17 protein-coding genes are annotated in these 13,843 nt (G+C 71.8%); 6 read left to right on the forward strand and 11 right to left on the reverse strand.

Annotation, left to right across the window (positions count from 1 at the left end):
* Position 1: 1 nt before the first annotated feature.
* The gene (locus QQX09_RS13065) at positions 2–763 is read left to right on the forward strand and encodes a glycoside hydrolase family 16 protein (protein ID WP_301135502.1); all 762 of its coding nucleotides are present in this window, start codon (positions 2–4) and stop codon (positions 761–763) included.
* Here the strand turns inward: QQX09_RS13065 and QQX09_RS13070 are convergent.
* The 3 genes from QQX09_RS13070 to sqr are packed head-to-tail and all read right to left on the reverse strand — an operon-like array spanning position 760 to position 2,860.
* Positions 760–1,293: a DsrE/DsrF/DrsH-like family protein gene (locus tag QQX09_RS13070; protein ID WP_301135505.1), complete on the reverse strand. Its 534-nt coding sequence runs from the start codon at positions 1,291–1,293 to the stop codon at positions 760–762. The genes QQX09_RS13065 and QQX09_RS13070 overlap by 4 nt on opposite strands.
* Before the next feature lie 11 nt (positions 1,294–1,304).
* A complete protein-coding gene (locus tag QQX09_RS13075; RefSeq protein WP_301135508.1) occupies positions 1,305–1,619 on the reverse strand; it encodes a TusE/DsrC/DsvC family sulfur relay protein in 315 nt (104 codons plus the stop codon).
* Positions 1,620–1,627: 8 nt separating this feature from the next.
* Positions 1,628–2,860: a type III sulfide quinone reductase, selenoprotein subtype gene (gene sqr, locus QQX09_RS13080; protein WP_301135511.1), complete on the reverse strand. Its 1,233-nt coding sequence runs from the start codon at positions 2,858–2,860 to the stop codon at positions 1,628–1,630.
* Between the two features lie 210 nt (positions 2,861–3,070).
* Here sqr and QQX09_RS13085 point away from each other — a divergent pair, with 210 nt between their 5' ends.
* Entirely contained in the window at positions 3,071–3,559 is a 489-nt protein-coding gene (locus tag QQX09_RS13085) for a hypothetical protein (protein ID WP_301135514.1), read from the forward strand.
* An 18-nt stretch (positions 3,560–3,577) separates the two neighbouring features.
* Here QQX09_RS13085 and rnhA read toward each other — a convergent pair whose 3' ends face one another.
* A complete protein-coding gene (rnhA, locus tag QQX09_RS13090) occupies positions 3,578–4,024 on the reverse strand; it encodes a ribonuclease HI (RefSeq protein WP_436969074.1) in 447 nt (148 codons plus the stop codon).
* Between the two features lie 65 nt (positions 4,025–4,089).
* Between rnhA and ybaK the strand changes: the two genes are divergently transcribed.
* From ybaK to QQX09_RS13110, 4 genes are all read left to right on the forward strand, one after another.
* On the forward strand, positions 4,090–4,590 hold the full coding sequence (gene ybaK, locus QQX09_RS13095) for a Cys-tRNA(Pro) deacylase (RefSeq protein WP_301135516.1): 501 nt from the start codon (positions 4,090–4,092) through the stop codon (positions 4,588–4,590).
* Positions 4,590–5,324, forward strand: coding sequence for a YggS family pyridoxal phosphate-dependent enzyme (locus QQX09_RS13100; RefSeq protein ID WP_301135518.1), 735 nt, complete (start codon positions 4,590–4,592; stop codon positions 5,322–5,324). The genes ybaK and QQX09_RS13100 overlap by 1 nt, the downstream gene beginning before the upstream one ends.
* Before the next feature lie 114 nt (positions 5,325–5,438).
* The gene (locus QQX09_RS13105) at positions 5,439–5,780 is read left to right on the forward strand and encodes a YciI family protein (RefSeq protein WP_301135521.1); all 342 of its coding nucleotides are present in this window, start codon (positions 5,439–5,441) and stop codon (positions 5,778–5,780) included.
* 98 nt (positions 5,781–5,878) lie between these two features.
* A complete protein-coding gene (locus tag QQX09_RS13110; RefSeq protein WP_301135524.1) occupies positions 5,879–6,598 on the forward strand; it encodes a VIT1/CCC1 transporter family protein in 720 nt (239 codons plus the stop codon).
* A gap of 12 nt (positions 6,599–6,610) precedes the next feature.
* Here the strand turns inward: QQX09_RS13110 and lplAB are convergent, their stop codons facing one another.
* The 7 genes from lplAB to QQX09_RS13145 all read right to left on the reverse strand — a co-directional run bounded on the left by lplAB (position 6,611) and on the right by QQX09_RS13145 (position 13,677).
* Positions 6,611–7,663: a lipoate-protein ligase LplAB gene (gene lplAB / locus QQX09_RS13115; protein WP_301135527.1), complete on the reverse strand. Its 1,053-nt coding sequence runs from the start codon at positions 7,661–7,663 to the stop codon at positions 6,611–6,613.
* Between the two features lie 56 nt (positions 7,664–7,719).
* Complete coding sequence (gene cimA / locus QQX09_RS13120; protein ID WP_301135529.1) at positions 7,720–9,321, reverse strand: citramalate synthase; 1,602 nt, start codon at positions 9,319–9,321, stop codon at positions 7,720–7,722.
* Positions 9,322–9,573: 252 nt separating this feature from the next.
* A complete protein-coding gene (locus tag QQX09_RS13125; RefSeq protein WP_301135531.1) occupies positions 9,574–10,629 on the reverse strand; it encodes a zinc-binding dehydrogenase in 1,056 nt (351 codons plus the stop codon).
* Positions 10,630–10,950: 321 nt separating this feature from the next.
* Complete coding sequence (locus tag QQX09_RS13130) at positions 10,951–11,193, reverse strand: hypothetical protein (RefSeq protein ID WP_301135532.1); 243 nt, start codon at positions 11,191–11,193, stop codon at positions 10,951–10,953.
* A 34-nt stretch (positions 11,194–11,227) separates the two neighbouring features.
* On the reverse strand, positions 11,228–11,467 hold the full coding sequence (locus tag QQX09_RS13135; RefSeq protein WP_301135535.1) for a hypothetical protein: 240 nt from the start codon (positions 11,465–11,467) through the stop codon (positions 11,228–11,230).
* Positions 11,468–11,516: 49 nt separating this feature from the next.
* A complete protein-coding gene (locus QQX09_RS13140; protein ID WP_301135538.1) occupies positions 11,517–11,789 on the reverse strand; it encodes a hypothetical protein in 273 nt (90 codons plus the stop codon).
* 154 nt (positions 11,790–11,943) lie between these two features.
* A complete protein-coding gene (locus QQX09_RS13145; protein WP_301135541.1) occupies positions 11,944–13,677 on the reverse strand; it encodes an AfsR/SARP family transcriptional regulator in 1,734 nt (577 codons plus the stop codon).
* Positions 13,678–13,843: the final 166 nt, after the last annotated feature.

The following is a 13,843-nucleotide window of genomic DNA, read 5'->3' on the forward strand; positions in this document are numbered from 1 at the left end:
CATGAGCACGTGGGACCGGATCGACCGCTTCGAGGGTGATCCTCTCGACACGAGCCTCTGGGTCCCCGACTATCTCCCGCACTGGACCACCCCCGAGCGCTCGGGCGCGCGCTACCGCTTCGTCGGCGGTGGGATCGAGCTGCTCATCGAGCACGACCAGCACGCCTGGCGTCCCGAGGACGGCGACTTCCGCGTCTCGCACCTGCAGACCGGCGAGTTCGCCGGCCCGCTCGGGTCCGCGGTGGGCCAGCACCGCATCGGGCGCGACCTGCGGGTGGTGACGGAGAGGACGATGCGGCGGCTGTGGGCGCCGCCCCGCGCGGGCGCCGTCGAGGTGGTCGCGTCCGCGAGCGCCGACCCCACGTGCATGCTCGGCATCTGGCTCGTGGGGCACGAGTCGACCGGGCCCGACGACTCCGGCGAGATCTGCGTGGCCGAGGTCTTCGGCGACAAGGTGACCGCCGCATCGTCCGTGATCCGTGCCGGGATCAAGGCGCACCACGACCCGCGGCTCGTCTCCGACCTGCGCGACGTCGTGCTGGCCATGGACGCCACGGAGCCGCACACCTACGGCGCGGCGTGGGACTCCGAGGGCGTGCGCATCTCGGTCGACGGCGTCGAGATCTACGGCACCGACCAGGTGCTCGGCTACCCCCTCCAGCTCATGCTCGACCTGTGGGAGTTCCCGCACGGGCGCCGCGACCCCGCGGGCTACCCCAAGTCCGCGGTGATCCGCGAGGTGCGGCTGCGCACCGACGACTAGATGAACAGCGTCTGAGCCCCCTCGGACAGGTCCATGAAGTCGGCGGCGGTGATGATGTCCTCGACGTCGTCCCGGAGGTCCTCCATCGTGAGCTTCTGCATGTCGGCGCTCATCTTGCACGCCCACAGGCGTCCGCCCGACGCGACGATCTGATCGAGGAACTCGTCGACCGGGGGCACCCCGAGGTCGTCGATCTGCTTCCTCATCATCTTGGTCGCGACCCACGTCATGCCCGGGAACGGCGACAGCCACTGCGGCATGCGGCCGCCGAACGGCAGGTGCATCGCGGTGTTCCCGACCGGGGTGAACGTGAGCTTCTGCTGCCGCGACTTCGTGATCATGTCGAAACCCCAGAACGTGAAGAACAGGTCCACCGCGATGCCCTCACCCAGCGCCGAGTTGGCGAGGACGAGGCCCGGGTAGGCCATGTCGAGGTTGCCCTTCGAGCAGATGATGACGAGCTTGCGGTCGGTCTCGTCGTCGTCGCCGAAGTCGGGGACGACGCCCGGCTGGGTCTGCATGTCGGTCATGGCGCGCCTCCTCAGACGCATCCCGCGGGCTTGGGCAGGCCCGCGATGTAGGACATCTTCTTGCCCGGCTTCTTGGGGAACAGCGCGAACTGCTTCTTGACCGGGAAGCCGCCCACGGCGTTGACGCGGCGGGTGGTGGCGGTCTGGCCGGTCTCGGCGTAGTCGGCGCGCAGGAACCGGACGACGTCCCAGTGCTCGGGGGTCATCTCGATCCCGATCTGGTCCGCGAGCTGCTGGGCAAGGTCCTCGTCCCATTCGTCGTACTCGGTGAGGAAGCCCTCCGCGTCGACGTGGATCTCGCGGCCGGCGAGGGTGGTGGTGCTCATGTCTCCTCCTAGGCGGGGACGCGCTTGCCGCGCATCGACATCTGAGCGGGTAGGGGAAGCGGTCGGCCGGGAAGCAGCATCGACCAGTAGACGGGCTCGAACGCGAGCTTGCCCCAGTGGTTGAACCGGGACTCCTTGAGCAGCGGCAGCGGGCCCACCGCCGGCACCGGGAACATCCCCGGCAGCGGCTCGGTGTCGTAGTTGAAGTCGATGAGCATGGCCTTGCCCGCCCCCGACTCGATGAAGCACGTGGCGTGGCCGTCGAAGCTCTCGACCGGCTCCTCGCCGTTGATGATGCGGACGAAGTTCTCGGGGAACACGTCGAGCTCGAAGTGCGCGACGGCGCCTGCCTTGGATGTGGGGACCGCGGCCGCGTCGCCGACCGCGAAGATCTCCGGGTGCTCGGCGTGCCGGAGGGTGTGGTGGTCGACGGGCACGAAGTCGAGCTCGTCGCCGAGGCCGGACCTGCCGACGAACGCGGCGCCCTTGTTCACCGGGACCGTCACGAGCAGGTCGTAGGGGACCTCGCGCTCGTCGAAGGACACGACCTTGCGCGCCTCCGCATCGACGCTCTCGATCATGAAGTCCGGCTCGACCGCGATCCCCCGCGTCTCGAGCATGTCGCCGAAGGCAGCCGCCGCGACGGGCTTGGTGAACGCCCCCGACAGCGGCGTGACGAACGTGATGTCGACCTTGTCGCGGATGCCGCGGCGCTTGAAGTAGTCGTCCGCCAGCAGCGTGAACTCGAGCGGCGCCACCGGGCACTTGATCGGCATCTCGGAGATGTGGACCACCAGCCGGCCCCCGGTGAAGCCGGCGAGGGCCTTCCGCAGCGCCACCGCATCGTCGAACGTGTAGAAGGAGTGGACGGCGCCGTGCCAGTCGTCCTCCATGCCGGGCGTCTCCTCGGGATGCGGGGAGGTGCCCGTCGCGACGATGAGGTAGTCGTACGGGAGGACGGTGCCGTCCTCGAGCGCGACCGTGCGGGCGTCCGCGTCGACGCGGTCGATCTGCGCCTGGATGCGGGTGACGCCGTCCGGGATGAGCGGCGCGGCCTTCCGGCGCGCCTTGTGCGGCCGGTATCTGCCGAAGGGGATGAAGAGGAAGGCCGGCTGATAGTAGTGCGTGCCGCGCTGGTCGACGATCGTGATCTGCCAGTCGTCCGCGCCGAGCAGCCGCCGCAGCTTGTTCGCCGCGATCGTGCCCGCCGTGCCGGCTCCGAGGATGAGCAGCCTGCGCATGACGCGCCCCCTCCATTGGGTCCGGGGACGTCCGGGAGGCGGCCCCGATACTCCCGACGGTATTTCCGTGGGGTGGGCTCGGAAAGGGACCATCGTCCCTGCCAGAGCGGCGCGTCGGCCGCGCGGGCCTCGCGTTCCGCGGCCCCAGGGTGTACGAATGCCCTGGCAGAGGCACCGCTCTCGAGGCGAGCGAGAACCCGGGGGGGACGTATGCGGGAACGGGTCGCGGCGGCGGTCATGGCGGTGCTCTGCGCGACTGTGGTGGCGGGATGCTCCGGCACGCCTGCCGGCGCGGAGGAGGCGGTCGCGCGCCTCGCGGCCCTCGACATCGTCACGACCGTCCCGCCCGAGGGGACGCTCGTCGCGTACGCCGAGGACCTCGGCAGCGACAGCAGCATCACCGCACGCAACGCCGGCGTGGTCGCCGTGTACGCGACCTCGGCGGACCTCGACGCGATCGCCGAGCACTACCTCGCGACCTTCCCGGAGTACGACCTGGGCGAGGAGTGCTGCACGAGCGCGGACTCGATGGTGCTCAAGGGCTGGTCCGATGACACCTACGCCGACGTCACGATCAACCGCGGCAGCCCGCGCTACCGCGGCTTGAGCACCCCCGAGCCGAGCTTCGCGGCATCGAACGCGGACCTGTACGTGGTGGTCGACGTAGCGCCGCGCCCGGATCTCAACGCCGGCGCGTAGCCCGGCGCCCCCGTCGCGCTACCGGGCCGCATCGACCCCGCGGTTGGCGAGCTCGTCGGCCTTCTCGTTGCCGGGGTCCCCCGCGTGGCCCTTGACCCACACCCACGTGATGTCGTGGCGGCCGAGCTGCTCGTCCAGCGCCTGCCACAGCTCGACGTTCTTCACCGGCTTCTTGTCCGCGGTCTTCCAGCCGTTGCGCTTCCAGCCCTTCATCCAGGACTGGGCGCCGTTCTTCACGTACTGCGAGTCGACGTGGAGCGTGACCTTGCACGGCCGGTTGAGCGCCTTGAGACCCTCGATGACCGCGGTGAGCTCCATGCGGTTGTTGGTGGTGACCTTCTCGCCGCCGAAGAGCTCGCGCTCATGGCCGCCGGCCTTCATCCAGACGCCCCAGCCTCCCAGCCCGGGGTTGCCCTTGCAGGCGCCGTCGGTCCACATGTGCACATCGGTCAGGGTCTCGGTCACCCGGAAACCGTACCCGGGCGCGGGCCATCGGGAGCGCCACCCGCCGCATCGGCCACAATGAAGCCATGTCCCGCAAGCACGCCGCCGGCGGCTCCACGCCCGCCGTCCACGCCCTCATCGAGGCGGGCGTGCCGCACACCCTGCACCCGTACGAGCACGATCCCGCCTCCGACCTCAGCTACGGTCTCGAGGCCGCGGCGGCCCTCGGCGTCGACGCGGACCAGGTGTTCAAGACGCTGTGCGCGTACGTCGACGGACGCCTGTCCGTGGGCATCGTGCCCGTGTCGGGGATGCTCGACCTCAAGGCGCTCGCGCACGCGCTCGGCGGCAAGAAGGCCGAGATGGCGCCACCCGCGGATGCCGAGCGCGCCACCGGCTACGTCGTGGGCGGCATCTCGCCCCTCGGCCAGCGCAAGGCCCTGCCCACGGCCGTCGACGAGACCGTCGAGCTGTGGGACACCGTGTACGTCTCGGGGGGCCGACGGGGCCTCGACATCGGGCTCGCCCCCGCCGACCTCCTCGCCGTGACCCGTGCGGTCGCGGCACCGATCGCGAAGGAGTCCTGATGGACCTCTCCCCCACCCCCACCGGCTGGGACTACGCCGCCGCGCTCGAGGAGGTCAAGGCGCGCGTCCACATCGCCGAGGCCGCCGCCGGACGCGCCGGATCCGGGGTTCGCGTCCTCGTCGCGACCAAGACCTGGGACGCCGATGCGGCGGCCGCGGTGGTGCGCGCGGGCGGCACGCTCGTGGGAGAGTCCCGCATGCAGGAGCTCGATGAGAAGGGCGAGGCGCTCGCCGCGGCCGGGGCGCGCGTGCACGTGATCGGTCAGCTGCAGCGCAACAAGGCGGCCACGGCCGTGCGCTTCGCCGAGTGCGTCCAGACCGTCGACCACGCGCGCCTCGCCGAGCGCCTGTCGCGCCTGTGCCTGGAGGCCGAGCGCGAGCTCGACGTCATGATCCAGGTCAACGTGTCCGGCGAGGAGTCCAAGGCGGGGGTCCACCCCGACGAGGCCCTCGCGATCGCGTCCGCGGTGCAGGCGCTGCCCGCGCTCACGGTCACCGGCTTCATGACGATCGGGCTGAACTCGCCCGACGAGGCCGCGGTGCGCGAGGGCTACGCGCGGCTGCGCGAGATCCGCGACCAGGCGCTCATCCGCTCCGAGCGCGGTTCGGTGGGCCTCGGATCCGCGTGGGAGCTGTCGATGGGCATGTCCCAGGACCTCGAGTGGGCGATCGCCGAGGGCGCGACCATGGTGCGGATCGGCACGGCGGTGATGGGCGAGCGCTCGTACGCCTGATCGGCCGCCTGCGCGCCGGGTGGCGTGCCGGCTCGCGCGCCGGCGTCCGCGGTGTGAGACTGGCGGGGACGCCAGGCAGAGTGCCGCCGAGGGGGGCGTGCACAAGGAGGGTCCATGCCCCACTACCACCTCGCGATGTACTACGACACGGCCGGCCCCGTCCCCGACGACCTCCCCCAGATCATGGCGGAGGTCGAGACGCTCAACGAGGAGATGCGCGACAACGGCGCGTGGGTGACGGCCGGCGGCTTCGCCCCCGCGACCGAGGCGCGCGTGGTCGCCGCCGACGCGGAGGGCGCCGAGACCACTCCCGGCACCTACCTCGACGGGCACGAGCAGCAGGGCGGCTTCTGGGTCATCGACGCGACGAACATGGGCGACGCGATCGTGTGGGCCGAGCGGGCGAGCCGCGCGCTCCGCCTCCCCGTCGAGGTGCGCGAGCTGCGCGAGGACTAGCGACGGGCGGGCCGGGCGCCCCCGCACGGCCCGCCCGAAAAGTTAGGGAAGGTTTCGCTTGCTGGCGAGACCAGCACCGATGTTCCTACGCTTGACAGGTGACCCAGTCGGAAACCCACCCCACCGCATCGTTCCCGGACGAGGAGGCCGTCTCCGGACGGCTCAACGCGCTCCGGGCCGGCGTGCTGGGCGCGAACGACGGCATCGTGTCGATCGCGGCGCTCCTCGTGGGCGTGGTCGCGGCCACCGACAACGCGAGCATCATCCTCACCACCGCCGTCGCGGGCATCGCCGCGGGCGCGCTGTCGATGGGCGTGGGCGAGTACGTCTCCGTCTCCAGCCAGCGCGACGCCGAGGCGGCGCAGCTCGAGCGCGAGCGGCAGTGGCACGACCACCGGCCCGAGTGGGAGCTCGAGCAGCTGACGCTGCTGCACATGGAGACCGGCATGTCCGAGGCGACGGCCCGTCAGGCGGCGATCGAGCAGACCGCCCACGACCCGCTCGCCGCGCATGCGCGCGCGCACCTCGGCATCGACCCCGAGGAGCTCGTCAACCCGTGGCACGCGGCGTTCGCGTCGCTCGGCGCGTTCACGCTCGGCGGCATCTTCCCGCTGCTGGCCGCGGTGCTCGCGCCGCACGACCTCAAGGCCCCGCTCACGTTCGCCGTGGTGATCGTCGCGCTGGCGATCTCGGGCACGGTCTCCGCGCGGCTGGGCCACGCCCCGCGGACGCGGGCGATCGTGCGCAACGTCGTGGGCGGATCGCTCGCGATGGCGATCACGTACGGGATCGGCTCGTTCTTCGGCGTGCACCTCTGACGGTGCGACGCGCTACGGCACCAGGTTGAGCCACTCCTCGGTCGCGAACTTCGACCCGACGCGGGCCTCCGCCTCGGCCACCTCCGCCTCCGTCACCCCGCCCGGCCGCGTCGCGTAGCGCGACCGGAAGTGGTCGAGGAATGCCGTGATGACGTCCGCCCGCTCCATCCCGGTCTGGCTGCGCAGCGGGTCGACGCGCTTGTTCGCGCTCTTGGTGCCCTTGTCGGACAGCTTCTCGCGGCCGATGCGGAGCACCTCGAGCATCGCGTCGGCGTCGATGTCGTACGCCATGGTGACGTGGTGGAGCACCGCGCCCGAGACGTACCGCTTCTGCGCGGCGCCCGCGATCTTGCCGGCGGGCGAGGCGATGTCGTTGATCGGCACGTAGGTGGCCTCGATCCCCAGCGACCGCAGCGCACCCAGAACCCAGTCGTCGAGGAACGCGTACGACTGCTCGAAGCTCAACCCCTCGACCAGCGACGTCGGCACGTGCAGCGAGTAGGTGATGGTGTTGCCGGGCTGGATGAACATCGCGCCGCCGCCGGAGACGCGCCGCACCACGGTCATGTCGTGCTTCGCGGCGCCCTCGTCGTCGATCTCGTTGCGCCACGACTGGAAGGAGCCGATCACCACGGCGTTGCTCGCCCACTCCCACACGCGCAGCGTCGGGCCGCGGCGGCCGGCGGCGACCTCCTCGGACAGCACCTCGTCGAGCGACATCTGCAGGTACGGCTCGCGCGGCACGTCGTGGATGACGTCGAAGGTGTGGTCGTGCCAGCTGGTCGCGTGGCCGAGCGCGCGGCGCACCGCGATCGCGACCGCCTCCGGCGTGAAGCCGATGAACTGCGCGCCCTCCGACACCCGCGCCACCGCCGCCGCCATCTGCGACACGGTCGCGGTCGCGGACAGGCCGGACAACGCGCGCGTGATGTCGAGGATCGCCTCGGCGGGCTCGAGGAAGAAGTCGCCCGAGATCACCACCCGGTCGATCGTGCCGCCCGCGGAGTCGAGCTCGACGTCCGCGACCACGAGCTTGCCGCCAGGAACCTTGTACTCGCCATGCATGGGGTCAATTCTCCCCCGTGCGGACGGGTGCCCCTGACGGCGGGACGATGCGCGGCCTACGGGTGGGGCGCGACGCCCGCCTTCAGCAGGCCGTAGAACAGCGAGTCGGTCAGCGCCTCCCACGACGCCTCGATCACGTTGGGGCCCACGCCGACGGTGCGCCACTGCGTGCCCGTCTCGGTGTCGACGGTCGTGATGAGCACGCGGGTGATCGCGTCCGTGCCGTGCGCGGCGTCCATGATGCGGACCTTGAAGTCGGTGAGGTCGAAGCGCTCGATCTCGGGGTACGCCCCCGCCAGGGCGCTGCGCAGCGCGTGGTCGAGCGCGTTGACCGGGCCGTTCCCCTCGCCGACCGTGACGAAGCGCTGGCCGCCGCCCGCGCGCAGCTTGATGACGGCCTCGGCGTCCGCGTCGCGCGGGTTGCCCGGCGCGGAGGAGACGCGCACGCGCCACGTCTCGGTGTCCCAGTACTTGGGCGCCTCGCCCAGCTCCCACCGCAGCAACAGCTCGAAGGACGCGTCGGCGGCGTCGAAGGTGTAGCCCTGCGCCTCGGCGTGCTTGACCCGGTCGGTGACGCGGCCGAGCAGCTCGGGCCGACCGGTGAGGTCGAAGCCCAGCTCCTTGCCCTTGAGCTCGATCGACGCGCGTCCGGCCATCTCGGACACGAGCATGCGCATGTCGTTGCCCACGTGCTCGGGCTGGGTGTGCTGGTAGAGGTCGGGGTCGACCTTGATCGCAGACGCGTGCAGGCCCGCCTTGTGCGCGAAGGCCGACGCGCCCACGTACGGCTGGCGCGCGAACGGCGCGATGTTGGTGATCTCGGAGATGGTGTGCGCGATGCGGGTCGACTCGCGCAGCCCGTCGCCCTTGAGCGCGCGCACGCCACGCTTGATCTCGAGGTTCGCCGCGACCGCGACGAGGTCGGCGTTGCCGGTGCGCTCGCCGTAGCCGTTCACGCAGCCCTGCACGTGGGTCGCGCCGGCGGCCACCGCGGCCATCGAGTTCGCGACCGCGCAGCCCGAGTCGTTGTGCGCGTGCATGCCCAGCTGCGCGGAGGTCCGCGCGCCCACCTCGGTGACGATGCGGGTGACGTCGTCGGGCAGCATGCCGCCGTTCGTGTCGCACAGCACGAGGGACGATGCGCCGCCCGCCTCGCCGGCGAGCAGCGCCCGGAGCGAGTACTCGGGGTCGAAGCGGTAGCCGTCGAAGAAGTGCTCGGCGTCGAGGACCACGCGGCGGCCCTCGCCCACGAGGAACGCGACGGTCTCCTCGATCATCGCGAGGTTCTCGTCGCCCGAGACGCGCAGCGCCCGCTCGGCGTGACGGATGTCAGACTTCGCGACCAGCGTGATGATGGGCGCCTCGGAGTCGAGCAGCGCCCGCACCTGCGGGTCCGAGGCCGCCGAGGTCCCGGCGCGTCGCGTCATGCCGAAGGCCGCGAACTGCGCGTTCCTGAAGGACAGCTCCTTGGCGACCAGCCCGAAGAACTCGGTGTCCTTGGGCACCGCGCCCGGCCAGCCGCCCTCGATCACGCCCACGCCGAGCTCGTCGAGCAGCGGGGCGATCGCCATCTTGTCCGCGACGGACAGGTTCATGCCCTCCTGCTGCGCGCCGTCGCGCAGGGTGGTGTCGTAGATCTCGACCGTGAGATCCGTCATGGTGGTCAGCTCCTCGAGTTCCGGCGTGGTCCGCGTCCCCAACAAAAAAGCCTCCCAGGGGTGCGGGAGGCTGCGCGTCGGGGGTGGCCCGACGCGCTACAGAATGATGATCGCGGTACGCATCGGGGCCATTGTGGCACACCACGGGGACGACGCGGCAGAGGCGCCTCACCGCGCCCGGCCTGCCATGGACGAGCAGGGGACGATGCGGCGGTCGCGCGACCGCCGCATCGTCCCGTGCCGCGTGCGGCCCTACGGCGCGACGAGCATCTTCATCTCGGTGTTGCGGCCCTCGCCCAGGAGGTGCTTGATGCCGCCCTCGACGATGTCGTCGAGCTCGATCACCGAGCTGATGAGCGGACGCGGGTCGATCGCGCCGGAGCGCATCGCCTCGATGGTCTCGGCATAGTCCTCGTCGGTGTAGCCGAACGAGCCCGTGAACGACTTCTCGGACATCACGAACGCGTTGACGTCGACGGGGAACTCGCCGTGCGCCACCGCGACGTACACCGCGGTGCCGCCGGTGCGGAGGCCGCCGACCGCGGTCTCGAAGGTGATGCGGCCCACGCCGGAGGCGTCGAAGGACACGTCGGCGCCCACGCCGCCCGTGAGCTCCTTGATGAGCGCGACCGGGTCCGTCTCGCGCGGGTCGACGGCGGTGGCGCCGAGCTGCTCGGCGAGCCCGCGGCGCGCCTCGCCGGGCTCGGAGACCACGATCGTCTCGGCGCCGCGCGCCTTGAGCGACATGACGACCGCGAGGCCCACGGGGCCCGCGCCGACGACCAGCGCGTGCCTGCCGGCGACGTCGCCGACACGCTTGGTGGCGTGCCACGCGACCGCGGTCGACTCGACCATGGCGGCGACCTGCGAGCCGAGCTCCTCGGGGAACGCGAAGACCTGGTCGGCGTCGAGCACCACGTGCGAGCTGAACCCGCCGCCACCGCCGTTGATGCCGGTGAAGCCCCAGGCGACGCAGCGGTTGCCCGCTCCCGCCTGGCAGGCCTCGCACTCGCCGCACCAGCGGTTCGCGCGGACGGCGACGAGGGTGCCGACGGCCGGGCCGTCGACGCCCTCCCCGAGCTCGACGACGCGGCCGCCGAACTCGTGGCCGAGCACGTGCGGGCCGGAGCAGCCGAACAGCGGGTGGACGAACTCGTGCGGGAACATGAACTGCTCGAAGAGGGCGAGGTCGCTGCCGCAGATGCCGGCGTGCTCGACCTCGATCTTCACGGTGCCGGGGCGGACCTCGGGCTCGGCGATCTCCTCGACGACGGCCTCGCGGGGACCGTGCAGGCGCAGAGCTTTCATGGGGGGACTCCTGTACTGCTTCTTGCCGCGCCGACGCATGCGCGGAGGGGACTTGAGGACGCGTCGGATGCGTGCCACGGCGACCTTGCCGCGGCTGCAACGCGAGCACGCTAGCCGATTTCGTCACTCAATGCCACCCGGGGCATGCGAAGGCGGGGACGATGCGGCTCCGGGGTGCCGCATCGTCCCCGCCGGGTCGACGCTCGCGACGGACGGGCGTGACGTCGCCTCTCGGCGAGATCGTGCCTCGCGCGTCGTGCCCGAGTCGAACGGGTGGACCGGATGTCGCCTCCCGGCGAGGTCCGTCCCCTCCCCCACGACTCAGGCGATGATGAACGGCCTGATGCCGCCCGAATCGAGGGTGTGGCGTGCCCGCCAGTCCCTCGGGTCGTGCTGGAGCTCCCGCTCATGGAGCACGACCATCTCGTGGTGGTGCTCCTGGCGAGCGTGCCTGCGCTCCTCCGCTGCCATGCCCCGGTGCCGTCCTGCGCCTGTCCTGCGGTGCAGGTGCGGCAGGTCGGTGAGCAGGCCCTGTCGGTACGGGCGCTCTGCGGCGATGGTCATGATCCCTCTCCCTGGATGTCGCGCCGGCGCATGCTCAGAGCAGTCGAGCGTGCAGCGGCAGGCTGAACGAGTCGCCGAGGTTGCGCATCACCACGTCGGCGGGCGGGAGCGCGGTCTCGTGACGGTAGCGGGAACGCTCGCGGCGGCGGGCGTTCGCAGCGGCGAAGCGGTCGGACACGGCTCGCAGGGAGTCGCGTGCACGGCCGACGAGGTCGCTCGGCGCGGGGGCGACGACCCCTTCGCCGCCGAACGGACGGACGGTGTGTGCGGACATTGCTGATCCTCTTCCTGAAGAACGGTTGACGTGTGCGCCGTGTGACCGGCTATGCGATGAGGCGGAAGGCGCCTCGCCCGGTGGCGGCGGCCTGTGCCTGGGCCTGCGCGTCGGCGATGCGCTCCATGAGGGCGGACCGGGCGACGGCCCACGCCCGCAGGCGCGAGATCTCGGTGCCGGCCCAGTCGACGAGCGCAGCGGCCGCGCCGGGCGCGAACCCGCGGACGGCGTCGGCGAGGCGCTCCATCTCCTCGCGGTGCGCCGCGGTGCCCTCCTCGGCAAGCGTGGGCCCGAGGTCTGCTGCGGTGATCTGGATGGACATGACACCCTCCTCTCTCTGCGTTCGTTCGGTGTCGATGCCAGAGTGCGCGCGGCGCGTGTGAAGGGCCGTGTGACGCAGCACACATTCGCAAAGTTCCTGAGAAGTCACCGCTCTAGCAGGAGCGATGCCGGCACGACCGGGGTTGCGCTCGTCGCTAGGCGGGCTGCGGAACCTTGCCGCGGAGCGCGTCGAGAACGGTCTCGGCACGGGCGAGGAGCAGCGGCATGTCGCCGCGCGCGGCCACCTGCAGGGCCAGCTCGGCATGCGCGCGGGCCCGCTCGCCGTCTCCTACCTTGAGGGCGACCTCCGCGTCGGTCACCTGGACCTCCGCCTCGAGCCACTTGTAGGAGTCGTTGATGCGCCGGCATGCGGTCCCGGCGTGCTCGAGCCACGGCATCGCGGCCGCGGTGTCGCCCTCGGCGACGAAGGTGAGGCCCATCACCTTGGCGGTCACGCCCTCCCAGCAGGGGTCCTCGAGCTGTCGCGCGAGCGCGTACGAGGACTCGATGTCCGCCCGCACCGCCGCAGGCGCCTCACCCTTGGCGAGCCGCACGTGCGCGTGCCATGCCTCGGGCCACGGCCGGATGGCGGTCCACCCCTCGCTCTGCGCCTGACGCTGGGCCTCCTTGGCCCACCTCTCCGCGGCCGCGAGCCAGCCCGACAGATAGGCCGCTCGCGCGGCGTGGGACATCGCCCAGATGCCCCTCTTGACGCTGCCGGTCTCGCGGCAGAGGTCGATCGCCTCGTCGAAGCGCTCCAGGGACGCGTCCAGCCGCCCCCAGTCGGCCAGGTGGACGGCGTCGTAGGCGGCCACGGCGGCCCGCACACGCGGGTACGGGTTCGCGACCTCCCACGCAAGGGACAGCCCCTCGACGGCGCACTCGCGGCGCGCCGCGAGCACATCGACGTACGCGAGCTCCGCGAGGGCCTTCGCGGCGATCTCCTGCTCGCCCGCGGAGGTGGCCGCCTCGCGGGCGGCATCGAGCACGATCGCCCCCTCGTCGTCGTAGCCCCGCGCGGCGTGCACGAGCGCGCTGCCGAGCTCGAAGAGGCACGTCGCGCTCAGCAGCGAGTCGCCGGCGCCTTCCGCGGCGGCGACGGCGCCACGCAGCGTGGCGATCCCGCTCCCGGCCGCGCCGGCGCCCACCGCGGCCCTGCCCGCGGTGAGCAGGGACTCGGCGGTGGCGATCGAGGACACGCCCGCGGTGTTGGGCGTGACGGGCGGGCGCGCGGCGGCGCTCAACGCCGGGCTCGGCGGGGCTCCGAGCTCGCGCATGAAGGCCGCCTCGGTCGCGGCCACGTGCCGGTGCGCGGAGATCCGGTCGCCCGCCGCGATGAAGGCCTTGACGAGCAGCACGTGCGGCCCCTCCTCGAGCGGGGCGGTATCCACCATCGCGGACGCCAAGGTGAGGGCACGCGGGTGGTCGTGCGCCGACATCGCGCGCAACGCCTCCTTGCGCAGCGCTCCGATGACGTCGCCGGCCACCCGCTGGCGCTCGACGAGCAGCCAGGTGTCGAAGGCCGGCGAGGCCTGCACGTCGATGCCCTCGAGGAACTCCCCGCGAGGGACGGGGGTCGGCAGGTTGCCCCCGGCGACCAACTCCACGTCGAGCTCGGTGCCGTCCTCCAGCCCCGCCACGATGGGGTTGCCCAGCAGCGCCTCGGGCATGCCGAGGCGACGGCGCAGCTCTGCCAGCGACCACCGCAGCGCGGCCATCGGGTCGTCCGCCTCGGAGAAGAGCTCGTTGACGAGCTGCTGCCGTGAGATCAGGTCGGGCGACCGCACGATGCGGGCGAGAAGCGCCCAGCACTTCGCGCCGCGCGGGCCCTGAAGCGTCAGGCCGTCACGCACGAGCCGGGGCTGACCGATCAGGCGAACCGAGAGCATCGATCCCTCTCTGCATGCACGGCCCCAGACTACGTCCGGTTCGTCCGTTTCGAAAGGGTCCGCCGCCTGCACCTCTCCGTGCCGGTCCGCGCGAGGCGGGCCGCGATTCCCCTGGTAGCAGCGGATCAACAATGCCCGGGTACGACGAAAGCCCCCCAACGGTGTT

The sequence above is a fragment of the Demequina litoralis genome (assembly GCF_030418455.1).
GTDB classification, from domain to species: Bacteria; Actinomycetota; Actinomycetes; order Actinomycetales; family Demequinaceae; genus Demequina; species Demequina litoralis.

What these genes read in the sequence shown, in the direction of transcription:
- QQX09_RS13065 (WP_301135502.1), top strand. Translation starts at nt 2, where the DNA reads ATGAGCACGTGGGACCGGATCGACCGCTTCGAGGGTGATCCTCTCGAC.
- QQX09_RS13070 (WP_301135505.1), bottom strand. Translation starts at nt 1,293, where the DNA reads ATGACCGACATGCAGACCCAGCCGGGCGTCGTCCCCGACTTCGGCGAC.
- QQX09_RS13075 (WP_301135508.1), bottom strand. Translation starts at nt 1,619, where the DNA reads ATGAGCACCACCACCCTCGCCGGCCGCGAGATCCACGTCGACGCGGAG.
- sqr (WP_301135511.1), bottom strand. Translation starts at nt 2,860, where the DNA reads ATGCGCAGGCTGCTCATCCTCGGAGCCGGCACGGCGGGCACGATCGCG.
- QQX09_RS13085 (WP_301135514.1), top strand. Translation starts at nt 3,071, where the DNA reads ATGCGGGAACGGGTCGCGGCGGCGGTCATGGCGGTGCTCTGCGCGACT.
- ybaK (WP_301135516.1), top strand. Translation starts at nt 4,090, where the DNA reads ATGTCCCGCAAGCACGCCGCCGGCGGCTCCACGCCCGCCGTCCACGCC.
- QQX09_RS13100 (WP_301135518.1), top strand. Translation starts at nt 4,590, where the DNA reads ATGGACCTCTCCCCCACCCCCACCGGCTGGGACTACGCCGCCGCGCTC.
- QQX09_RS13105 (WP_301135521.1), top strand. Translation starts at nt 5,439, where the DNA reads ATGCCCCACTACCACCTCGCGATGTACTACGACACGGCCGGCCCCGTC.
- lplAB (WP_301135527.1), bottom strand. Translation starts at nt 7,663, where the DNA reads ATGCATGGCGAGTACAAGGTTCCTGGCGGCAAGCTCGTGGTCGCGGAC.
- cimA (WP_301135529.1), bottom strand. Translation starts at nt 9,321, where the DNA reads ATGACGGATCTCACGGTCGAGATCTACGACACCACCCTGCGCGACGGC.
- QQX09_RS13125 (WP_301135531.1), bottom strand. Translation starts at nt 10,629, where the DNA reads ATGAAAGCTCTGCGCCTGCACGGTCCCCGCGAGGCCGTCGTCGAGGAG.
- QQX09_RS13130 (WP_301135532.1), bottom strand. Translation starts at nt 11,193, where the DNA reads ATGACCATCGCCGCAGAGCGCCCGTACCGACAGGGCCTGCTCACCGAC.
- QQX09_RS13135 (WP_301135535.1), bottom strand. Translation starts at nt 11,467, where the DNA reads ATGTCCGCACACACCGTCCGTCCGTTCGGCGGCGAAGGGGTCGTCGCC.
- QQX09_RS13140 (WP_301135538.1), bottom strand. Translation starts at nt 11,789, where the DNA reads ATGTCCATCCAGATCACCGCAGCAGACCTCGGGCCCACGCTTGCCGAG.
- QQX09_RS13145 (WP_301135541.1), bottom strand. Translation starts at nt 13,677, where the DNA reads ATGCTCTCGGTTCGCCTGATCGGTCAGCCCCGGCTCGTGCGTGACGGC.